Here is a 20093-nt window from a genome sequence, read left to right on the forward strand (position 1 = left end):
ACGCTAGGACTGTCGCCGTAGCGCCGCAATACCCGTTCGTTAAGCGGTACCCGAGCCCGTCCAGAGTTCGTGAGATGTCCATGGGGACGTCGAAAAGGAGCACGATGACCGCACTCGAACGCCTCGCCGACCTCGCCGGCGGCATGGTGCTGGACACCGCCCGGGTCACCGCGGTGACCCGGCTGCCGTCCGACTTCGTGCGCGTGGAACTGGCGGCCGACGCCTTCCGCAAGGCCACCTGGGTACCGGGCGCGAAGCTGCAGTTCCGGCCGCGGCGGGGCACGTTGAGCCTGCGCACCTACACGCCGATCGGCTGGGACGTCGAGCGCGGCGTGACGGAGCTGCTCGGCTTCACCCACGGCGACGGCCCGGCGGCGCGGTGGCTGCGGCAGGTGGCGGTCGGCGACGCCTGCGAGGTGTTCGGCCCGCGCCGGTCGATCGACCTGCGCGCCACCGCCGGCCCGGTGGTCTTCGTCGGGGACGAGTCCAGCGTGGCGCTCGCCTGTGCGCTGCGGACCGTCACCGCCGAGGTGTCACACGTCTTCGAAGCGCGCGATCCCGCTGGGCTGACCGAGGTCCTGGCCGGCCTGGACCTCGACGCGCAGGTGGTCGGGAAGACGGCCGACCGTGCCGAGCTGCTGAGCCGGGCCCGCGCGGCCGGCCCCGGCAGCCTCGTCGTCACCGGCGACGCGGCGACGGTCCACGCGATCCGCCGCGACAGCCGGACGTGGCCGCACCCACCCCGCGCGGTCACCGGCAAGGCCTACTGGGCCGAGGGCCGCGCGGGGCTCGACTGAGCGAGCCGGGAGCCCGCCACAGCCGAGCGGTCAGGGGCGCTGCCCGGCCTGGTCGACGAAGGTCTTCACCACCACCGCGCTGCTGTCCGTGCCCAGGAACCGGTGCGTGGCCGGGTCGAAGACGAGCACCTCCGGCTTCGCTTCCGGCGACGAGCCGGGCGGAACCGGCCAGGTGATGCCCACTCCGGGACGCCCGGCGCCGTCGGTGACGTGGTCGAGGGCCGTCAGGCCCGGCACCTTCGCCGCCGCCGCGAACAGTGCCGCGTACGACGCGGGGGTGAGGGCCTGCTCGTAGGCGAGGGCGACCACGTCCTTGCCGAGCGCGTTCGTGTCGCCCTTTTCGCCGCTGTGGTGGGCTTCGAGGTAGGCGAACATGGCGTCGGCCGTGGTCGGCAGGTCCGCCCGGTAGGCGGGGTAGGGCTGGCAGTCCTCCAGAGTGCCTTCGAGCTTCGGGTTGTTGGCGCCGTAGACGGGAGCTTTCCCGTCTCGGCAGCCGGCGGACTTCGTGCCGTCGATCAAGCCGTCGCGGGTGCCGTCCACCGAGAGCCAGACCTCGCGTGTCCGGTGCTCCGGAAGCGCCGTCTTCACGTAGAGGAACTGGTCCGGGCGCGGCGCGGTGGCCGGTTCCGCGAGCGCCGCGCCGGCCGCCTCGGTCAGCACCTTCACCGGATCGGCGTTCGCGACGCCGGCCCCCACCCCGATCCGGTCGGCCGGGGTCAGGGTGACGACGGCGGTGATCGCCGCGGCCAGCCCGATCGTCGTGGCGCCCGCGGCCCAGAACCACCGGCGGGGCCGTCCGGTCCGCGTCGCGGCCACGAGCCGCGCCCGGGCCGGCGCGAGGTCCTCCGCCGTCGCGAAGCCGACGGCCTCCGCGCGTTCGCGGATCAGGTCCAGCTCATCCATGGTGCGAGGTCTCCTTCACGAGTTCGACGGCGCCGAGTTCGGCGCGGACGCGGGCCCGGGCGCGGTTGAGCCGCGACTTCACGGTGCCGACGGGGATGGCGAGGGCGTCGGCGACCTCCTGGTAGCCCAGCCCTTCGGCGGCGACGAGCAGCAGGACGTCGCGCTCGCGGGGGCGCAGCACGGCCAGCGCCCGGTCGAGCTTCGCGCCGAGGGCCTGCGCGGTGACGCGGTCGGCGACCCGTTGGGCGTGACCGTCTTCCGCGGCGGGCGGCCCGAGCGCCAGCCGGAGTTTCAGCGCGCGCACTTCCGTCCGCCGGTGCCGTGAGACGAGGTTCGTGGCGATGCCGTAGAGCCACGGCCGCGCGTCCGGCCGGGACAGGTCGAACTTCGCGCGCTTGCCGAACGCGATGAGGAACGTGTCCGCGAGCACGTCGTCCGCGGCCGTCGGGCCCAGGCGTCGGGCCAGGTAGCGGTGGATGTGCCGGGCGTGGCGGTCGAAGATGACCGCGAACAGGCTCGGCTCGTCCCGGGAGCGCGCCATCACGCTCGCGTCGTCGTCTTCGGGGTTCTCCGGGGTCATCGCCCGCCTCTCGCTCCGCCAGTGTCATCTGCTGTTCTCCGAACCCGCGAACGGGTTCCGGGAATCGGGGCAGAGGTGACTCAGGTCACAGCGGGGCTGGGCTCAGGCGAGCGCCGGGGAGATGTCCATGTGGACGCGGTAGTCGACGATCCGCGGCCCGTCCAGCCAGATGACCGTGACGCACGGCAGGGCGAGCGGCTTGCCTTCCGGGGACTCCGTTTCGATCGTGAAGCGGCAGAACAGCTGGTCGTCTCCGGCGAAAGCCACCTGGTCCACGGTGTGCCGGACCCACGGCAACGCGCCGGCGGCCCCCGCCGTGGCCGCGACGATCGCGTCGCGGCCCGACAGGGTTTCGCCGTTGCCGAAGGTGTACGTCGCGTCTTCGGCGAACCAGGAGCCGAACGCCTCGGCGTCACCCGCGTCGACGGCCGCGCACATCGCGCGCACCATCCGTTCGTGGCCGGTCACTTCTGCAGCGAAAGGCCGTAGCGGGTCATCACCTGCGCGACCAGCTTCATGTCGCGCCCGGGCGGCAGCTCGCTCAGTTCCTTGTAGTAGTTCTCCAGCCCGGGCGGGGAAACGACGGCGACGATGCGGGTCTCCTCGTCGAACGGGTTGCGGAACACGTGCGGCACCCCGCGCGGCATCAGCAGCGAATCGCCCTGGCCGAGGACGTGCCGTTCGCCGTCCAGCTCGACCTCGACCTGCCCCTGGACGCAGGTGAAGAGCTCGTCCTCGCGGCTGTGGATGTGGGTCGGCGGCCCGCCGAGGCCCGGCGGCACGACGTACTCGAACAGCGAGTACGCGCCGTTCGTGTCGGCGCCGGTGAGCCGGGCGTGGATGCCCAGCCCGATCGCGCCGAGGTTCGTGCCGTCACCCGGGTGGATGACGTGGTGGCCGGTCTTCGGTGCGGTGTCCATCGGGAATCCTCCTAGAGTGCGGCAGGTTCGGGGGTGTGCTTCGCGAGCCGCGCCAGCAGCTCGGGCGTCAGTTTCCGGTACGCCGCCGGGGAAACCGGGTTCAGCCAGTGCGTCGCCCGGGTGAACCGGGGGATCTGCAGGCCGAGGTCGCCGAGCACCTCGTCGACGTTGTGGATGGAGAACGGGATGATCTTCGTGCCGCGGCAGTGGTGCGCCCCGGTCGCGACGTCCAGGAACGCGAGCTGCCCGACGACGTCCGCGTGCCGTGCCTCGACGTCCGGCAGCGCGAGCGCGCCGGCGAGGTCGGCCGCGATCCACAGCGCCGCCATCTCGGCGTTGAGCGGGCTGAAGAACGACGAGTTGTACCCGTTGAAGTAGAGCCCCGGCGCCCGCAGCGGCTGGATCTGGCGGTACAGCAGGAAGTTCCCGCGTTCGTCGAACAGCTGCTTCTGCACGGTCTCGTCCAGGAACGGCACGCCCTGGGTGAACCCGGTCGCGCAGACGACCAGGTCGGCGGGCAGCACCGTGCCGTCGGCCAATTCGGCGCCCGGCCGGTCGCCGCCGTGCAGCCGGGTGATCACCTGGTCGCGGCGGACGCGGATGGTGCCGCCGGCCACGCCCTCGAAGAAGCCTTCGGTGGCCAGGCCGATCGCGCCCTTGACGATGTCCTCCATCTGCCCGGACGGCAGGAGATCGTGCTGCCGCAACCGGAACTGCCGCACCGACACCGAGCCGACGGAGTTCAGCATCGACGCGCGCAGCCGGTTTCCCGGGCCGTGCAGGAACTTCTCGAACCCGCGCAGCCACCGGTAGCGGAACAGCGCCTCGCCCATCCGGGTCAGCAGCAGCATCTTGAAGTTGAGGAACCCGGCGATCTTGCGCGGCACCTTCCACAGCAGCTGCCGGGCGATGACGTCGGTGGTCCCGGCGACCTCGCTGATCGCGACGGTCACGTCGCAGGCCGACTTCCCGTAGCCGACGACCAGCGCGTGCTTCCCGCGTGCCTCTTCGACGTCGGTGAAATCGCTGCCGGCCAGCACGCGGCCGCCGGCAGCCTCGAACTCCGCGCGTCCCGGGTAGTCCGGGACCGCCGGTTCGCAGAACACGCCGTTGGCCACGACGACCCGGTCGAACGTCTCCGGGACGCCGGAGTCCGTGGTCACCACCCAGCGGGCGCCGTCGGGGACGACGGACTCCACGGTGGTCTCCAGGCGCAGGTGCGGGGTGACGTCGTAGACGTCGGCGTAGGCCGCGAGGTACTGCTGGATCTGGGCCCCGCCCGGCCACTCCGGGAAGTCCTTCGGCATCGGGAAGTCCGAGAACGAGTACTGGGCCTTGGGGCTCTGCGTGGTGAGGCCGGGGTAGCGGCGGGTCCGGCTCCACACGCCGCCGACGTCGGGGGTCTTGTCGAAGACCACGACGTCGTGGCCCGCTTGCAGCAGCACTTTGGCCGTGGTGAGCCCGGCGAGCCCGGCCCCGATGATCGCGACGTGCATGCCTGGTCCTCCTGATCCGGCGCCGGTGCCGGGCAGCTCCGGCGCGGCGTGGGCCACAGCGTGGAACAACCGGCCGCGGAGAGCCAACCGGGAGTCCTGGTCACTGGGACGGCAGCTCGGGCGCGGGCCGCGGCACCGCCCACCGGCGGGCGGCGTACGCCCGGCTGGCCGCGGCGGCCGCCATCCGGACGGCGGGCCCGATCCGGTCCGGTTGCACGGCGGCGCTGGGCCCGGTGACCGACAGCGCGGCGGTGACGTTGCCGGTGAAGTCGAAGATCGGCGCCGCCACGCAGCTGATCCCGGCGTTGCCCTCCTCCCGGTCGTAGGCCCAGCCCTGCTCGTGCACGGTGGCCAGCTCCCGGGCGAGCGCCTCGGGGCTGGTGATCGTGCGGGGCGTGCGCCGGGTGAGCCCGGCCGCCACGACCGCGTCGACGGTCGCCGCGTCCGACCAGGCCAGGATGGCCCGGCCGAGGCCGGAGCAGTGCGCCGGGATCAGGCCACCCACCAGGGAGAGCATCGGCAGCGGCCGGTGCCCGGTGATCTTCTCGACGACCAGCACGTCGACGCCGTCGAGCACGCCGAGCTGCACCGTGGTCCGCGCCGCCGCGTACAGGTCCTGCAGGTACGGCAGCACGGCCTCGCGCAGCTCGTGGCGCACCGGGACCAGGCCGGCCAGCTCGAACAGCCGGGTGCCGATCCGGTACTTGTCCCCGGGCTTGTCGAGCCAGCCCAGCTCGATCATCCGGGCCGCCGTGCGGTGCACGGTCGAGCGCGGCAGCCCCGAGCGCTCGACCAGCCGGGCCAGCGGCAGCTCGCGGTGGGTCGCGTCGAAGGCGTCCAGGATGGCGGCCGCGCGTTCGAGCGCGCCGGCCGCCGACCCGTCGTCAGCCGATCGGGAGTCCCGGGCAGTGGGACTCACCCTTGGCCGCTCTCGCTCATGGACCGAATGTAGGACACATCATGGAGACCAACCAGCACCCCAGTCCCCGGGTCGCGTTCGTCGGCGGCGGCGCCGGCGGGATCGGCGCCGCCGCCGCGGCCGCGTTGCTCGCCACCGGGCACCGGGTCGTGCTCGCCGGGCGGACCGAGAAGACCCTGGCCGAGACGGCGTCGGCGCTCGGCGACGGCGTCGATTACCGCGTCTGCGACCTGGCCGTGCCCGCCGCGGCGGCCGACGCCGTGACGCGCGTGCGCGAGCAGTACGGCTCGCTCGACGTCGTCGTGGCCAACACCGGCGGCCCGGCACCCGGCGGCGTCTTCGACATCCCCGCCGAGCAGTGGCACCACGACCTCGACCTGCTGCTCCTCGGCCCGCTCGCGCTGATGCGGGCCGCGCTGCCCGCGATGGCCGAACGCGGGTTCGGCCGGGTCGTCGTCACGACGTCGACGGCGGTGCGGCAGCCACAGCCCGCGCTCGCCGCGTCGACGGTCCTGCGGTCGGCGACGACGTCCGCGGTGAAGCTGGCCGCCCGGGAGTTCGCCGATCGAGGGGTGACGGTCAACTGCGTCGCCGTCGGCGCGACCCTCACGCCGCGCCGCCTGGCGGTGGTGCGCGGCCGGGCCGACGCCGCCGGCATCGACGTCGCCACCGCGATGGCCCAGGACCTCGCCGACATCCCGGCCGGGCGGGCCGCCGCGCCGGGCGAGGTCGCGGCCGCGGTGGCGTTCCTGGCGTCGGCCGAAGCGGGGTACGTCAACGGCACGGTGCTGACGGTCGACGGCGGCCGCACGGAATGCCCGGCCTGAGTGGTCACGGCAAGGGAAGGAAACCCATGTCCACGTCCGGACCCGAGTTCGCGATGAGCGACTTCCTCACGAGCATCGCCCACGTCGTGCGCCCCGGCGAGCAGCGCCCGCTCGTCGTGCACGACGAGGACCTCGTCGAGATCCCGGCCGGTTCGGTGCCGAACCCGACGTCGCTGCGCGTCGCGGGCACCCTGCCGACCACGACGTTCGAGCTGTTCCGGCAGGTCATCCCGGCCGGCGAGAGCTCGGACATGCAGCGCCACCACCACGAGACCGTGCACTTCGTGATCGCCGGCGACGGCCACAGCGAGATCGAAGACGAGGTCGTCAGCTGGACGACGGGCTCGTTCGTCTACACGCCGCCGTGGACCTGGCACCGGCACCACAACGACTCGGCCGAGCACCCGGTCGAGTTCCTGACCATCGAGAACTCGAGGCTGCTCGGCCTGTTCGGCCTGGGCCGCCGGGAAAGCGCGGGCCTGGCCACCATGGAAGAAGCCCGGAAGGCGGAGGAACAGTGACCACAGTGGACGAAACCCGCGTCGAACCGTCGGGCCCGCCGATCCCCGAGCACGCCGGGATCTGGGGCGAGCTGGGCGAACTCGAGCACACCTTGCGCTACGTCGACGTCCCGCTGGACGACGGCGTCGTGCGGACGCGGGTACTGCAGGCGGGGACCGGGCCGGAACTCGTGCTGCTGCACGGGACCGGCGGGCACCTGGAGGCGTACGCGCGGGACCTGGCCGGGCTGGCCCCCGACTTCCACGTCACGGTCTACGACATGGTCGGCCACGGCTGGTCGGACCTGCCGGACCGGCCGTACACGATCGACGTCCTCGCCGCGCACCTGGTGTCCCTTTTGGACGTTCTGGGCATCGACCGGACGCACCTGTCGGGCGAGTCGCTCGGCGGCTGGGTCGTCGCCTGGGTCGCGGCGCACCACCCGGACCGGGTGAACCGCCTCGTCCTGAACACCCCGGGCAACATCGCCAACAAGCCCGAGGTGATGGCGCGGATGCGCGACAGCACGATGGCGGCGGTGCGCGACCCGAGCGACGCCACCGTCCGCCGTCGCGTCGAATTCCTGTTCCACCACAAGGAGATGGTCACCGACGAGCTGGTGAACCTGCGCCGCCGGATCTACTCCCGGCCCGGGTTCGTCCAGGCGATCACCAACACGCTGGTGCTGCAGGACCCGGAGGTGCGCAAGGACTTCGCGTGGGACCCGGCGTGGGTGTCGAAGGTGACGGCGCCGACGTTGCTGCTGTGGACGAGCCACGACCCGACGGGCGGGCTCGACGAGGCCGACCTGCTGCTCGGCTGGCTGCCGGACGCGCTGCTGCACGTCATCGACGACGCCGGCCACTGGCCGCAGTGGGAGAAGGTCGGCGAGTTCCTCGACGTCCACCGCACCTGGCTGCTGACCGGGAAGGAGCCGTCCTGATGGCCGAGATCGCGGGCTTCGTCGGGATGTCCCACAGTCCTTTCGCGACACTGCTGCCACCGTCCCGGGTGGACGGTCCGGGCGGCCGCTTCCTCGGCGACGCCGAGCGCGTCCGCCGCGCGGTCGAGGACCTCGCCCCGGACGCGATCGTGGTGATCGGCCCGGACCACTTCCACGGCAACTTCTACGACGTGATGCCACCGTTCGTCCTGGGCGTCGAACAGGCGGCGGGTTTCGGGGACTACGGCAGCACGGAGGGCCCGCTGCCGGTGGCGTCCTCACTGGCCTGGCCACTGCACGCGGGCCTGACCTCTTCGGGCTTCGACATCTCGCTGTCGTACTCGCTGACGGTCGACCACGGCATCGTGCAGAGCTACGAGATGATCACCGGCGGCACGTCGCTGCCGATGGTGCCCTTGGTGGTCAACACAGCCGCACCGCCGCTGCCTTCCTTGCGCCGCTGCGTTTCCCTGGGCCACGCGCTGGGAGCAGCCTTGCGTTCGGCGGACTTCCCCGGCCGCGTCTTGATCGCGGCGAGCGGCGGGCTCTCGCACTGGCTGCCGTCGAACGACCCGCGCGACCCGGCGGTGGCGGGCGAGCGCCGTGACTCGCTGATCCACGGCCGAGCAGACGTCCACGCCTTCGCGGCAGCCCGCGAACCACGGGTCCGCGCAATGGGCGGGGATCCCGGGGCGCGGGTGAACGCGGAGTGGGACCGGTGGTTCCTGTCGCAGCTGTCCTCGGGCGACGCGGACGCGGTGGCGGCACTGGGCCACGAGGCACTGGAGGACACCGCGGGCACGGGCAGCCACGAGGTCCGCTGCTGGCTGATCGGCCAGGTGGCGGCGGGCCTGCCGCTGGTGTGGACGAGCTACGAGCCGGTCCCGGAGTGGATCACGGGCATGGGCATCGGCACCACGTTCCCGATCACCTGACGGCGGGGGTGCCGGGGTGGTCGTGAGTGCGTAACAGTGTTAGAACACTGTTACGCACTCACGACCGGTCTTGGTCAGCAGGGCTGCAGCAGCCAGCAGAGCCGGTAGTTCGCCTTGTACGTCGCCGACGTCGCCGGCGCTACGACGTTCTGGGCGCGAGAACCGCCGTGGGCCCAGCTCGAGAAGGCGTACTTCAGGTTCAGCGGCGGGACGTTCTGCGGGCTGTCCGCGCTGATCGAGTTCGTCGACCCCGCGATCACCGTGCGGGAGAACGGCGTCCGCTGCTGGGTGCCGCCCACCGTGAGCAGCACCTGGTTCGGGCTCGACGTGAAGTTCAGCGTCACCGTCTTCGGCTGCAGCTCGACCGTCTGCGTCCCCGTGCGGCCCGTCGAGTCCGTCGCCGTCAACGTCAGCTGCAGGTACGACGGGTACTCGTGGTCCGGCGCCACGAACGAACCCGACGCGACACCCGTGAAGTCCTGGACGTTGTGCGTGTGGCACGTGCCGTTGGCCGCGCAGTGGCGGACCGCCAGCCGCCACGACAGCGCCGACGCCGGGAGCGTGCCGTCCTGGGCGTCCACCGCCCGGCCGGAGAACGGGATCGACTGACCCACCGACCAGGTCAGCGACGAAACCGGCGTGTCGATCACCGGGACCGGGTCGAGGCCGGCGGGATTGCCGACCGTCACCCGGACCGTCGTCGTCGCCGACGCGCCGTGCGAATCCGTCACCCGCAAGCCCGCGTCCACCACCGCCGCGGTCGTGTACGTCCACGTCGGGCGGGGGCCCGTCGAGTCGTCGTACGCGCCGTCCGCGTCGAGGTCCCAGGCGTAGGTGAGAGCGTCACCGGCGTCGGGGTCACTGGAGCCCGTGCCGTCGAACTGCACCGCGAGGGGGGCCGGGCCGGTGGCGGGCGTGGCCGTGGCTACCGCGACCGGCGGGCGGTTGGTGCCGGCCGGGTGGCTGACGCGGTGGAGTTCACCGCTCCCGAGCGCGACGTAGAAGATGTCGCCGCCCGGCCCGCTCAGGACCTGGACCGGCGCGTTGACGCCGGTCACGAACGGCACCAGCTTGGTCGGGCTCGGCTGGCCCGCAACCGTTTGCATCGCCCAGATGCAGCCCCGCGACGAGTCCGCGAAGAACAGCGCGCCCGCGTACTCGGCCGGGTAGTTGCTGCCGGACTCGAACGCGATCCCGCTGATCGACGAGCCGCCGGTCGGGCACGGGTCGCTCGCGACGACCTTCGCGTTGTGGTTGTAGGCGTAGTACGGCGCGGTCTGCCCGCCGGCGGAGTACAGCGACTCGCACCGGTCGAGGTTCGCGCCGTCGTACCCGGCCTGCCTTGCCGTGCCTTCGAAGCAGGGCCAGCCGAAGTTCTCCGCGACGGCGTCCCCGGCGTTCGGGACGCGGTTGATCTCCTCCCAGGTGTTCCAGCCGACGTCGCCGGCCCACAGCTCACCAGTGCCCGGGCGGAAGCCGAAGCGGAACTGGTTGCGCGCGCCGTAGGCGATCACGCGGCGGGCGTTGGCGTCCGTGCTGCTCGCGAACGGGTTGCCTGGCGCACCCTCGCCGGTGTCGGGGTCGAGGCGCAGCAGGGTTCCGTTGAGCAGCACCGGTTGCCCGGCGGCGCGGCGGGGTGACTGCGACCGCAGCGCGCCGCCCTCGGCCGACGGCGGCGCGAGGTTCGTCCCGGCGGGCGAGGGCGGATCGGCGCACGGGTTGCCGACCTGGCCGTAGTCGGCGAAGTTGAAGCTCGCGCCGTCCCCGCCGCCCGCGTACAGGGCGCCGTCCGGGCCGAAGGCCAGCGAACCGATCGAGTGGCTGGGGAACTGCTGGCACCAGCCGGTGACCAGCGGTTTCTCGCTGACGGCGGTGCCCGCCGGGCCCATCGTCAGCTGTGAGACGCGGCCGGTGACGACGCAGCCCTGGTCGGTCGCGCCCGGCGGCGTCGGACACGTGTCACCCCAGCGCGGCGCCGTGCCGCCGGGGACGGCGTCGAGCGTGTAGGAGACGTAGACGTACGGCCGCGCGGGGAACGCCGGGTCGACGGCGAGCCCGAGCAGGCCGCGGTCCCAGAAGTCCTGGGTCTGCGTCCGCAGGTCCGCGAACACCGTCGGCGTCGTGTCGGCCAGGGAGTCGAAGACCTTGACCAGGCCGCTCTTCTCGGCGACGAACACCCGGCCGTCGGGGGCGAACGCCGCGGCGGTCGGCGAGCTGAGCCCGCCGATCGCCACGGTGTCGGTGAACCCGGTGGGGACCGCCGCCGCGGCGGGCACAGCGGCGGCGAGGGCGACGGTGAGGGGCACGATCACCCCCGCCGCCACCGCTCGTCTGGCTCTACGCGGGAACAGTGGGCGTCGAAAACCCATCACACGAACTCCTTGCGCCGGGACCGTACCGAGCGTGATCGCTGTCCCGTATGCCGCGAGAAGTCCGAAAGGTGTTACATCAAGGCGGAAAACGTACCCTGATCGCCCAAACGCCTTGGGGGATATTCACTGACCGGCCGGTCAGACGCCGGTGGTCTGGCGGATCCAGCTGCGGCCCGCGGCGACGCTGCCGTACGTCGTGATGCTGGAGCGGTCGCTGGTCGAGCAGACGCCCACCTGGACGCCGCCGTCGATCATCGGGCCGCCCGAGTCGCCGCCCGCGACCGCGCCGTTCGGGGTGGACGCCGAGATTGCCGGGCCGCCGTAGTTGTCGGATGCCGAGGTGTCGGAGATCCGGACGTCGGCGCGCTTCAGGACGCTCGACTGGTGGCTGCCCTCGTCGGTCGCCTGGGTCGAGCCCCAGCCGTAGACGCGCGCGGTGTCGCCTTCTTCGGCGTCCGAGGAGCTGCCGGCCAGCTGGGCGAACGTGCTGCCGCCGTTGGTGTTCAGCTTGATCAGCGCGAGGTCGCCGCCGGACCAGACATAGGTCGACGACGCCTTGGCGTGCACGCCGCCCGACGCGCTGTTCGAGCCGACGTACAGGTCGATGTCGGACAGCCGCTGGCCGTTGTTGTCGTACATGCAGTGCTTGGCCGTCAGCACCCAGCGCGCGCCGATCAGCGTGCTGGTGCAGAAGAACGTGTAGCCGTTGGCGTGGCCGTTGAAGCGGGTGATGTAGCCGGGGTTCTGGGCCGTGCTGCCGCCGATGATCGACGGCGCCGCGTCGGGGGAGAGCGGCGCGGTGCTCGCCGACGCGGGGGCGGCGGCGAGCGTGGCGAGGGCGGCGCAGGAACCGGCGAGCAGGGCGGCGGCGCGGACGAACCGGCCGTGGGATTCACGCATCGGGGGACTCCTCGGGGCTTGCGGTGGGGACTCACCGAAAGTAAGCGGCCGGGGTGGTTCGGGTAACCGTCCGAAGATCCGGGCCGATCAACGGAACAGGACGGATCGTTCGTCGGGTGACACCGGCCACTCGGGGTGTTAGACCGAACGGACCTACCCGAGAAGGACCCGCATGTCGTTGTTCGCGGTGCACTCGCCGGGACGCCGGGAGCAGCTGGCCCGCGCGCTCGCCGACGGCCCGTTCTGCCGGGCGCTGTCGCTGGCCGTCGACCTGAGCGGGCTCGGCCTCGCCCGCCTCAAGGACCGGCTGGCCGCGGCGGGCGCGCCGGTCAGCACCACGACGCTCAGCTACTGGCGCACCGGCCGCACCCGGCCCGAGCGCCCCGAATCCCTGCGCGCGGTCACGGTGCTGGAAGACGTCCTCGGCCTGCCCGCCGGCGCGTTGACCGGTCTGCTCGCCCGCCCGGACGGCGGCCGGTCGCCGGTCGGCCTGGTTCAGTGGGAGCGGCTGTGGGGTCCGCGCAACGGCGTCGTCCCGGTGCTGAACTCGTTCGAAGCCGCCGACGACCCGGCGCTGGTGGTGCTGAGCCTGCACGAGTCCCTGCACGTCCGCGCCGACCGCTCGCTGTCCCGGCTGCGGGTGCGCGAGGTCGTGCGGGCGGTGGCGGAACCCGTGCAGGCCCGGGTGGTGACGCTGCGCGGGTGCGTCGCGGGGACGCCGCCGCGGCTGGTCGCCACCCGGTACTGCGGGCCCGGACGCACGGAAGTGCTGCCGGAGCACGGTTTCCTCGTCAGCGAACTGGTGCTGAGCCGCTCGCTGGCCGAGGGCGAGACGGCGATCCTGGAGTACGAGTTCGAGTACACCGACGGCGTCCCCGACACCAGTTACGACCGCCGTTTCCGGCACCCGGTGTCCGAGCACCTCCAAGAGGTCCACTTCGACGCGAAGGCCCTGCCGTTGTCCTGTCACGCGTATCGGCTGGAGTCACCGGACGGCCCCGAGCGCGAGTCGGCCGAGGTCGTCGTGTCGCCGGTGGTGCCCGCGCACGTCTTCAGGACCGGCGTGGCGCCGGGGATCCTGGGGATGCGGTGGAGCTGGCCCGCTCGCTGAAACGGCAGGTTTCCGACCGCGTCCAGCCGGGGTCACCGGTGCGGGCGAAGTCGACCCACGCCGTGTGCATCCGCGTCGCCAGTTCGGCGGGCGGTTCCCCGGTGCCCAGCAGGCCGCGCGGGCCGCGCAGGGCCGGGAGGTCCAGGCGATCGAAGACGAACGGCAGCTCCATGGTGTGGGCCGCGCCGAGCTGACCGTCCACAGCGGACGATCGCCACGCGAACTCGTAGGTGTACGCATTGCCGTGGGCTTCGGCGAGGCGACGGCTGCCGGTGCCGAACAACGCGTCCCCCATGATCGCCGACCGCAGCTCGCCCGGTGTCGCATGTGGACGTTTCGCGCGGTAGGCCGTCACCAGCGCGGCGGGGTCGGCCGACACCCGCGTCGCGGTCTCGAACAGATCCTGCTCGGTAGACGTGACCAGATTTCCTTGCGGGGCAAGGTAGAGCGCCCCTTCGTCGGCGTTCGTGCCGATGAGCAGGTCGACGTCGGTCGCCAGTGCCTCGGCGGGCTGGCGATCCAGCACCAGGCTGAACGCGCTCAGCCCGAGCAGCGGATCGAAATCCGTCGCGGTCCGCAGGTCCAGGCCACCCAGCTGCGCCGCGACAAACTGCTCGTCCGGCACCTCGCCGAACGCCGCCACCGTCGGCGAGACGCCCAGCGCGTCGGCCGCCGCCCGCGTGACCCGCGCCGCCTGCTCGGGGGTGAACGCGCCCAGGCCGTTGCCGCTCTGCACGACGGCCCGCCGGAACAGGCCATCGGCCTCCGGCGTGGCCAGGACACCGGCCGTGATGGTGGCGCCGGCGGACTGGCCGGCCAGGGTGACGTTGCCGGGGTCGCCGCCGAACGCCGCGATGTTCTCGCGCACCCACCGCAGCGCGGCGACGACGTCCAGGAGCCCGCGGTTGCGGGGCGCGCCGGGCAGGTCGAGGAACCCAGGGACGCCGAGGCGGTAGTTGACCGTCACCAGCACCACGCCGTCACGTGCGAACGCCGTCCCGTCGTAGAGCGGCGAGCGCGTCGAGCCGGTGACGAACCCGCCGCCGTGCACGAACACGAGCACCGGGCGGTCCCGGGCCGACGGTGGCGCCCAGACGCTGAGCGTGAGGTAGTCGTCGCCGCGGACCCAGCCGGTCCCGAAGTACGGCGACATGTCCAGCGCCCCGAAGCCGTCCCGGCGCGGTTGCGGGGCGGTCGGCCCGGGCCGCGTCGCGTCCCGCACCCCCGCCCACGGCTCGTGGGGCGCCGGTGGCGCGAACCGGCCCGCGCCGAGCGGCGGTGCGGCGTACGGGACGTCGAGGAAGACCCCGGCGTGGCCGCGGACGGCGCCCGTGGTGGTGGTGACGATCAACGAAATTCTCCTCAGAGCTTGGCGAACGGGGCCCAGTCCTTGATGGCGAACCGGTCGCCGTCGCGGACGACCTCGGCGCCGCCGTGGCCGCCGAGGTGGGCGGGCAGGACGAGCGCGTTCGTGTCCGCGGCCTGGCCGAGCAGCCGCCGCCGGGTGGCACGGGCCTGCGCGGGGTCTTCGCAGAAGCAGCTGTTCGTGTCGGGCTCGACCAGCTGCAGGGCCGTGTGCAGCAGGTCGCCGACGAACAGCGCGCGGTCGCCGCCCGAGTCGAGCGTGAGCACCGACGACCCCGGCGTGTGCCCCGGCGCCAGGTCGAGCGTCAGGTTCGCGTCGATGCGGTGGCTGTCCTCCCACAGCAGCGTCTGCCCGGCTTCGTGCACCGGCGCGACGCTGTCCTCGAAGACGTTCTGGTTGCCCCGCCCCAGGTTCGGCTCGTGGCCGTTGGCCGGGTTCCAGAACTCGAAGTCCGGCTTGGGCATCAGGTAGGTCGCGTTGGGGAACGTCGGGACCCAGCTGCGGTCGTCGAGGAAGGTGTTCCAGCCGACGTGGTCGATGTGCAGGTGGGTGTTGACCACCACATCGACGTCCTCGGGCCGGACGCCGGCCGCGGCGAGGTTGCCGAGGAAGCCGGTGTTCAGGTGGCTCCACACCGGCGTGTACGGCCGTTCCTTGTGGTTGCCGACGCCGGTGTCGACGAGGATGGTCTTGCCTTCGCTGCGCAGCAGCCAGGTCTGGATGGCCGAGACGCAGACGTGGTTCTCCCGGTCGAGGAAGTCGGGCGCGAGCCAGTCCGCGTCCCAGGCCCCTTCAGGGCTTTCCGGGAAGAACGTCTCGGGTGTCATCCCGACCGAGCCGTAGTACTCCGTGATCCGGGTGACCGTGACGTCGCCCAGCACAATCTCCTGCATGTCCGCTCCGGGTTCGCTGGTGTTTCCCCCAGCCTGCGGCGGGTTCACGCGGGCAACCAGCCCCGCCGTTGCGTACCCCCGGCAGGGTCAGGCTCGCCGCGCGGATCCCGTGTTTACTGGGGACATGGCTGTTCTCGGCGAGTTCCTGCGGGCGCGGCGGTCCCTGCTGCGCCCCGAAGACGTCGGCCTGCCCGCCCTCGGTGAACGACGACGTGTCGCCGGGCTGCGGCGGGAGGAGCTGGCGCAGCTGGCCGGCGTCAGCGTCTCGTACTACACACGCCTGGAGCAGGGCCAGTCCGTCAACGCGTCCGACGCGATCTTGGACGCGCTGGCCGGGGCGCTGCGGCTCGACGAGCACGAGCGTGAACACCTGCGTGAGCTGGCCGCGCACCGACCCCGCACGCAACGGCGGCCGCCGCCGGAACGGCTCGACCCGCTGGCGCGCGACCTGCTGCGCTCGCTGGGGGACGTGCCCGCGCTGGTCCTCGGGCGGCGCAGCGACGTCCTGGCGTGGAACCCGCTGGGCCACGCGTTGATGGCGGGCCACGTCGATCCGACCGCGCCCGAGCGCCCGGCGGACCGGCCGAACACGGCCCGGATGCTGTTCCTCGACCCGCACACCCGCGAGCTGTACGCGGACTGGCCGCGCAAGGCGCGCGCCGTCGTCGGCAACCTGCGGGCCGTCGCCGGGCGGTACCCCGAAGACGCGCTGCTGGCGTCGCTGGTGGGGGAGCTGACCATGAAGAGCCCCGAGTTCGTCGCGCTGTGGGGCGATCACCGGGTCAAGCCGTGCGAAGCCGACTCCTACGTCCTGCGCCACCCGCTGGTGGGCGCGCTGACGGTGGCCCAGCAGATCCTGACGCCGGCGCGCTCGCCGGAGCAGACCGTCGTCGTCGTGACGACGGCGGAGGGCTCCGCCTCGGAGAACACGCTCAAGCTGCTCGGCCGGTCAGGGCACTGACCCGGCCAGCTTCTCCTTGCGGGCGGCCAGATCCGCGGCGGGGTAATGTTTTCCGGCGCGGACGACACCCGCGATGTGCCCGAGGTGCTTGACGTCGGTCAGCGGGTTGCCGGCCAGCAGGACCAGGTCGGCGTTCTTGCCGGGCTCGACGGTGCCCATGGTGTCCGTCGTGCCGAGGAACTCGGCCGGGAGCGTCGTCGTCAGCTGCAGGATCCGCAACGGCGTGAGGCCGGCGCGGGCGAACTCCGCGAACTCGCGGTGCAGCGCCGCGCCGGGGACAACCCAAGCGGCGCCGGAAGAATCGGTGCCGGCGAGCATCTTGACCCCGGCGTCGTCGAACAGCTTCGTGAGGTCGAGCTGCCGTTCGTAGGCCTCGGTGAACGTCGCGCGGGCGTCGGCCGGGAACTCGGCGAACCTGGCGGCCGCCGCCCGCCAGGCCTTCCGCGTCGACGGCGTGACATACGTCAAGTCCGGGTCGTCGGCGAACTCGGGGGAGTCGCACAGTTCCTGAGTCTTGATCCGGATCAGCGTCGGGACCTGCCAGGTGCCGTCGGCGGCGAACCGCTCGGCGAGGACGTGCGCCCGGTCGCGGTCGAACGTGCCGACGGCGTGCGAGAGGTTCGCGATGTCGGCCGGCTTGCTGAGGTTGAGCGGGTTGATCACCAGCTTGCGCAGCACGCGGTCCATGATCTTGTCCAGGAACGGGATCTTGAACGGCGGCAGCTTCAGCTGGGGCCCGCCCGCCGCGGCGGTCTCGCGGATGTGGTCGTGGTCGCCGGAGCAGCAGGCGAACAGCGCGACGCCGGGGCCGAGGTGCTCGATGGACTTCATCCCGAGCCGGGACGCCTTTTCGACGTCGATGCCGGCCGGCAGGTGCCCGACGATGGGCAGGCCGAGGCGGCGGGCTTCGGCCTGGGCGTCGAAGAAGACGTCGCGGGTGACGAGACCGGCCTTGATGAAGTCGGCGCCTTCCGCGTGCTGCTCCCGGATGGCCGCGACGACCTGGTCCACTGTGGACGCGTTCGCCGGCGTCAGCAGCGGCCCCGGGGTGGCGAGCAGCGCGGGGGAGGCTTCGGGGAAGCCGAGCTTCCCGGCGGCGCGACGGCGCAGGAGGTCGATGCTGCCGCCCATCTGCCGGAAGCCGGTGATGCCGTGGACGAGCATCAGCTCGAGGGTCGCCGCCGGATCGGCCTTGCCGAGGGGATGGGCGTGCATGTCGTTGTACCCGGGGACGACGTAGGTCCCGGCCGCGTCGACGCGCTGCGCGGCTGCCTCGATACCGGGCCGGACGTCGAGGATCCGGCCGTCCTCGATCAGGACGTCGGTGCTTTCGCTCAGGCCGCCGTCCCGCGGGTCGACGACGGTGGCGGCGGTGAGCAGCAGGCGGGTGGTCATGCGGTCTCCGTCGCGGGCCGGTCGGCGGCCGGTGTGAGGCCGCCGTCGACGAGGATCTGTTGGGTGCGGCGGACATGCGCGGCGAAGAGGGTCTCCGCGGCTTCGGTGTCGTGGGCCAGGGCGGCATCGAGGAGTCCTTTGTGCTCGCCGGCGACGTCGCGGTGCAGCTCCCTCGTGCCGGTGGCCGACCAGGCGCGGTAGACCTCGGCGGCGTCCGAGAGCCGGGCGCAGATGTCCAGCAGCACGGCGTTGCCGCACGCCTCGATCAGCGTGCGGTGGAACGCCAGGTGCGCCAGCGCCCACTCCTCGTTGCGCCGCGGCTGGTCGCCGGGCAGCAGCATCGGCTGCACCGAGAGCCGGTGGTGGGCGGCGAGCACCTCGGACTCCCAGGTGACGCCGCCGCGTTCGACGGACAGCCGTAGCGCCGCGCCTTCGTTGACCACGCGGGCCTCGGTGAGGTCGTTGAGCGCGCGCAGGGACAACGGCGTGACGTGGAAGCCGCGGTTGCGGTCGACCTGCACGAGGTCCTTCGCGCTGAGCAGGCCGAGCGCCTCCCGCACGACGCTGAGGCTCACGCCGTACTGTTCGCCCAGCTCACCGGGCTTGAGCCGCTCGCCGGGCGGCCGGTCGCCGTTGAGGATCGCCGACCGCAGCTGCTCGTAGACCATCACGGCCAGGCTCTCGCCGCCCGCTCTCTTCGCCATGATCGCAGCGTAACACACTCTGCGACAGATAATCGATTCTGTGCTTGACAGTCGTCTATTGCGGGCAGAGTATGAGTCGCATCGACCGATCGAAAGGCAGCTCATGCGGATCGCGACTCTCTCCGGACGGCTCGTCCTCGTGACCGAGGCCGGCGCCGTCGACGTCGAACAAGCCAGCGAGCGGCGGTTTTCCGCCGACCCGCAGGCGATCTACGACCGCTGGGCCGAGTTCCGGGACTGGGCCGCGGCGGCCCCGCACGACACCGCGGCGCCGTTCGCGGAAAGCGACCTCGGGGCGCCGGTCCCGGCGCCGCGCCAGATCTTCGGCGTCGGCCTCAACTACCGCGACCACGCCGCCGAATCCGGCCTCGGCCTGCCGGAGTCGCCGACCGTCTTCACGAAGTTCGCGAGCAGCCTGACCGGCCCGTCCGGGGAGATCCCGCTCCCGGGCCCGACGGACTGGGAGGTCGAGCTGGTCGCCGTCATCGGCGTTCTCGCCCGCGACGTCCCGGCCGAGCGCGGCTGGGAGCACGTCGCCGGGCTGACGGTCGGGCAGGACCTCTCCGACCGGACGTTGCAGCTGGCCGGGCCCGCGCCGCAGTTCAGCCTCGGCAAGTCGCGCCCCGGCTTCGGGCCGATCGGGCCGTGGGTGGTGACGCCCGACGAGTTCGCCGACCCGGACGACCTCGCGCTCGACTGCGCGGTCAACGGCGAGTCCGTGCAGAAGAGCCGGACCAGCGAGCTGATCTTTTCGGTGCCGGAGCTGGTGGCCCGCCTCTCCGCCGTGCTGCCGCTGTGGCCGGGCGACCTGATCTTCACCGGGACGCCGGCCGGGGTCGGCATGGCGCGCAGCCCCCAGCGGTTCCTCGGCCCGGGCGACGAGCTGGTCAGCACCATCGAGGGCATCGGCCGGATGCACCACCGGTTCACCGCGCCGTGACGGCCCTCGACCCGGACCGCTTCCGCGCGGTGATGGCGGCGGTGTGCGCGCCGGTGACGATCGTGACGACGTTCTCCGAGGACGGCCGCCCGTGCGGCGCGACGGTCAGCTCGTTCACGTCCCTGTCGCTCGACCCGCCACTGGTCGGCGTCGCCTTCGACCGGCGATCGGCGTTGCTGGCCGCGATCCGGGACCGTGGTCGCTTCGGCGTCAACCTGCTCGGCCACGGCCAGGACGACCTGGCCGTCCTGTTCGCCACCCGCGGCGCCGACCGCTTCGGCGCGGAAACGGCGTGGTTCGCCGACGACGGCCTGCCGAGGCTGCGCGACGCCGCCGGCTGGGTCGGCTGCGACCTGGACCGCACCGTCGAGGCGGGCGACCACCTGCTGCTGTTCGGCCGGGTCACGGCGCTGGGCCGGGCCGAGCGCCCGCCGCTGGTCTACGCGCACCGCACGTTCGGCACCCACTCGAAGTTCGCCGAACGGCCCCGGCCACCCATCACGGACCTGATCGCCGCCTGCGCCCGCTAGCCGCCTGCACCCGGCTTACCTGCTCGTGAGTGGTAATGCGGGTTAGAACCCGCATTACCACTCACGACCAGCCGCGGCAGAAGGACCAGTCTGCGAAAGG

The 20093-nt window shown here is 72.5% G+C and carries 21 protein-coding genes; 9 read left to right on the forward strand and 12 right to left on the reverse strand.

The window, feature by feature from the left end; all coding sequences use genetic code 11:
• Positions 1–104 precede the first annotated feature (104 nt).
• Positions 105–797, forward strand: a complete 693-nt coding sequence (locus OG439_RS04715; protein WP_326948095.1) for a siderophore-interacting protein — start codon at positions 105–107, stop codon at positions 795–797.
• A gap of 30 nt (positions 798–827) precedes the next feature.
• Here the strand turns inward: OG439_RS04715 and OG439_RS04720 are convergent, their stop codons facing one another.
• The 6 genes from OG439_RS04720 to OG439_RS04745 all read right to left on the reverse strand — a co-directional run bounded on the left by OG439_RS04720 (position 828) and on the right by OG439_RS04745 (position 5615).
• Complete coding sequence (locus OG439_RS04720) at positions 828–1700, reverse strand: CU044_5270 family protein (protein ID WP_326948096.1); 873 nt, start codon at positions 1698–1700, stop codon at positions 828–830.
• A complete protein-coding gene (locus tag OG439_RS04725; protein ID WP_326948097.1) occupies positions 1693–2280 on the reverse strand; it encodes an RNA polymerase sigma factor in 588 nt (195 codons plus the stop codon). Before OG439_RS04725 ends, OG439_RS04720 begins: the two co-directional genes overlap by 8 nt.
• A 102-nt stretch (positions 2281–2382) precedes the next feature.
• Complete coding sequence (locus OG439_RS04730) at positions 2383–2748, reverse strand: nuclear transport factor 2 family protein (RefSeq protein ID WP_326948098.1); 366 nt, start codon at positions 2746–2748, stop codon at positions 2383–2385.
• Entirely contained in the window at positions 2745–3200 is a 456-nt protein-coding gene (locus OG439_RS04735; RefSeq protein WP_326948099.1) for a cupin domain-containing protein, read from the reverse strand. Before OG439_RS04735 ends, OG439_RS04730 begins: the two co-directional genes overlap by 4 nt.
• A gap of 11 nt (positions 3201–3211) precedes the next feature.
• Positions 3212–4696: a flavin-containing monooxygenase gene (locus OG439_RS04740; RefSeq protein ID WP_326948100.1), complete on the reverse strand. Its 1485-nt coding sequence runs from the start codon at positions 4694–4696 to the stop codon at positions 3212–3214.
• Positions 4697–4796: 100 nt separating this feature from the next.
• The gene (locus OG439_RS04745; protein WP_326948101.1) at positions 4797–5615 is read right to left on the reverse strand and encodes an IclR family transcriptional regulator; all 819 of its coding nucleotides are present in this window, start codon (positions 5613–5615) and stop codon (positions 4797–4799) included.
• A 41-nt stretch (positions 5616–5656) separates the two neighbouring features.
• Between OG439_RS04745 and OG439_RS04750 the strand changes: the two genes are divergently transcribed.
• Genes OG439_RS04750 through OG439_RS04765 form a run of 4 tightly spaced genes read left to right on the forward strand, consistent with a single transcriptional unit; the run spans position 5657 to position 8821 of the window.
• Complete coding sequence (locus OG439_RS04750; protein WP_326948102.1) at positions 5657–6442, forward strand: SDR family oxidoreductase; 786 nt, start codon at positions 5657–5659, stop codon at positions 6440–6442.
• A 26-nt stretch (positions 6443–6468) separates the two neighbouring features.
• Positions 6469–6963, forward strand: coding sequence for a cupin domain-containing protein (locus OG439_RS04755; protein ID WP_326948103.1), 495 nt, complete (start codon positions 6469–6471; stop codon positions 6961–6963).
• Positions 6960–7886, forward strand: coding sequence for an alpha/beta fold hydrolase (locus tag OG439_RS04760; RefSeq protein ID WP_326948104.1), 927 nt, complete (start codon positions 6960–6962; stop codon positions 7884–7886). Before OG439_RS04755 ends, OG439_RS04760 begins: the two co-directional genes overlap by 4 nt.
• A complete protein-coding gene (locus OG439_RS04765) occupies positions 7886–8821 on the forward strand; it encodes a 2,3-dihydroxyphenylpropionate 1,2-dioxygenase (protein WP_326948105.1) in 936 nt (311 codons plus the stop codon). Before OG439_RS04760 ends, OG439_RS04765 begins: the two co-directional genes overlap by 1 nt.
• Before the next feature lie 74 nt (positions 8822–8895).
• Here OG439_RS04765 and OG439_RS04770 read toward each other — a convergent pair whose 3' ends face one another.
• On the reverse strand, positions 8896–11133 hold the full coding sequence (locus OG439_RS04770) for a PQQ-dependent sugar dehydrogenase (RefSeq protein ID WP_326948106.1): 2238 nt from the start codon (positions 11131–11133) through the stop codon (positions 8896–8898).
• A gap of 198 nt (positions 11134–11331) precedes the next feature.
• A complete protein-coding gene (locus OG439_RS04775; protein ID WP_326948108.1) occupies positions 11332–12093 on the reverse strand; it encodes a S1 family peptidase in 762 nt (253 codons plus the stop codon).
• Positions 12094–12265: 172 nt separating this feature from the next.
• Here OG439_RS04775 and OG439_RS04780 point away from each other — a divergent pair, with 172 nt between their 5' ends.
• Entirely contained in the window at positions 12266–13204 is a 939-nt protein-coding gene (locus OG439_RS04780) for a hypothetical protein (RefSeq protein WP_326948109.1), read from the forward strand.
• Here the strand turns inward: OG439_RS04780 and OG439_RS04785 are convergent.
• Both OG439_RS04785 and OG439_RS04790 read right to left on the reverse strand, forming a co-directional pair.
• On the reverse strand, positions 13146–14561 hold the full coding sequence (locus OG439_RS04785) for a carboxylesterase/lipase family protein (protein WP_442792323.1): 1416 nt from the start codon (positions 14559–14561) through the stop codon (positions 13146–13148). The two genes, OG439_RS04780 and OG439_RS04785, sit on opposite strands and share 59 nt — an antisense overlap.
• Positions 14562–14566: 5 nt before the next feature.
• Positions 14567–15463 (reverse strand): MBL fold metallo-hydrolase, encoded by an 897-nt coding sequence (locus OG439_RS04790; RefSeq protein WP_326948111.1) that lies wholly within the window; start codon positions 15461–15463, stop codon positions 14567–14569.
• 124 nt (positions 15464–15587) lie between these two features.
• Between OG439_RS04790 and OG439_RS04795 the strand changes: the two genes are divergently transcribed.
• Positions 15588–16424, forward strand: a complete 837-nt coding sequence (locus OG439_RS04795) for a helix-turn-helix transcriptional regulator (RefSeq protein ID WP_326948112.1) — start codon at positions 15588–15590, stop codon at positions 16422–16424.
• On the opposite strand, the gene OG439_RS04800 is transcribed toward OG439_RS04795, so the two are convergent.
• Complete coding sequence (locus OG439_RS04800; RefSeq protein WP_326948113.1) at positions 16413–17819, reverse strand: amidohydrolase family protein; 1407 nt, start codon at positions 17817–17819, stop codon at positions 16413–16415. The genes OG439_RS04795 and OG439_RS04800 overlap by 12 nt on opposite strands.
• A complete protein-coding gene (locus tag OG439_RS04805) occupies positions 17816–18523 on the reverse strand; it encodes a GntR family transcriptional regulator (protein WP_326948114.1) in 708 nt (235 codons plus the stop codon). Before OG439_RS04805 ends, OG439_RS04800 begins: the two co-directional genes overlap by 4 nt.
• 103 nt (positions 18524–18626) lie before the next feature.
• Here OG439_RS04805 and OG439_RS04810 point away from each other — a divergent pair, with 103 nt between their 5' ends.
• Together OG439_RS04810 and OG439_RS04815 are read left to right on the forward strand one after the other, a co-directional pair.
• Positions 18627–19463 carry a fumarylacetoacetate hydrolase family protein gene (locus OG439_RS04810; RefSeq protein WP_326948115.1) on the forward strand — a complete coding sequence of 279 codons (837 nt, stop codon included), beginning with the start codon at positions 18627–18629 and terminating at the stop codon, positions 19461–19463.
• Complete coding sequence (locus OG439_RS04815; RefSeq protein ID WP_326948116.1) at positions 19460–19993, forward strand: flavin reductase family protein; 534 nt, start codon at positions 19460–19462, stop codon at positions 19991–19993. Before OG439_RS04810 ends, OG439_RS04815 begins: the two co-directional genes overlap by 4 nt.
• Positions 19994–20093: the final 100 nt, after the last annotated feature.

Source organism: Amycolatopsis sp. NBC_01307 (genome assembly GCF_035975215.1).
GTDB lineage: Bacteria > Actinomycetota > Actinomycetes > Mycobacteriales > Pseudonocardiaceae > Amycolatopsis.

Bases quoted from the DNA above. Each gene is read 5' to 3' on its own strand.
- OG439_RS04715 (WP_326948095.1), top strand. From the start codon at position 105: ATGACCGCACTCGAACGCCTCGCCGACCTCGCCGGCGGCATGGTGCTG.
- OG439_RS04720 (WP_326948096.1), bottom strand. From the start codon at position 1,700: ATGGATGAGCTGGACCTGATCCGCGAACGCGCGGAGGCCGTCGGCTTC.
- OG439_RS04725 (WP_326948097.1), bottom strand. From the start codon at position 2,280: ATGACCCCGGAGAACCCCGAAGACGACGACGCGAGCGTGATGGCGCGC.
- OG439_RS04735 (WP_326948099.1), bottom strand. From the start codon at position 3,200: ATGGACACCGCACCGAAGACCGGCCACCACGTCATCCACCCGGGTGAC.
- OG439_RS04740 (WP_326948100.1), bottom strand. From the start codon at position 4,696: ATGCACGTCGCGATCATCGGGGCCGGGCTCGCCGGGCTCACCACGGCC.
- OG439_RS04750 (WP_326948102.1), top strand. From the start codon at position 5,657: ATGGAGACCAACCAGCACCCCAGTCCCCGGGTCGCGTTCGTCGGCGGC.
- OG439_RS04755 (WP_326948103.1), top strand. From the start codon at position 6,469: ATGTCCACGTCCGGACCCGAGTTCGCGATGAGCGACTTCCTCACGAGC.
- OG439_RS04765 (WP_326948105.1), top strand. From the start codon at position 7,886: ATGGCCGAGATCGCGGGCTTCGTCGGGATGTCCCACAGTCCTTTCGCG.
- OG439_RS04775 (WP_326948108.1), bottom strand. From the start codon at position 12,093: ATGCGTGAATCCCACGGCCGGTTCGTCCGCGCCGCCGCCCTGCTCGCC.
- OG439_RS04780 (WP_326948109.1), top strand. From the start codon at position 12,266: ATGTCGTTGTTCGCGGTGCACTCGCCGGGACGCCGGGAGCAGCTGGCC.
- OG439_RS04790 (WP_326948111.1), bottom strand. From the start codon at position 15,463: ATGCAGGAGATTGTGCTGGGCGACGTCACGGTCACCCGGATCACGGAG.
- OG439_RS04795 (WP_326948112.1), top strand. From the start codon at position 15,588: ATGGCTGTTCTCGGCGAGTTCCTGCGGGCGCGGCGGTCCCTGCTGCGC.
- OG439_RS04800 (WP_326948113.1), bottom strand. From the start codon at position 17,819: ATGACCACCCGCCTGCTGCTCACCGCCGCCACCGTCGTCGACCCGCGG.
- OG439_RS04805 (WP_326948114.1), bottom strand. From the start codon at position 18,523: ATGGCGAAGAGAGCGGGCGGCGAGAGCCTGGCCGTGATGGTCTACGAG.
- OG439_RS04810 (WP_326948115.1), top strand. From the start codon at position 18,627: ATGCGGATCGCGACTCTCTCCGGACGGCTCGTCCTCGTGACCGAGGCC.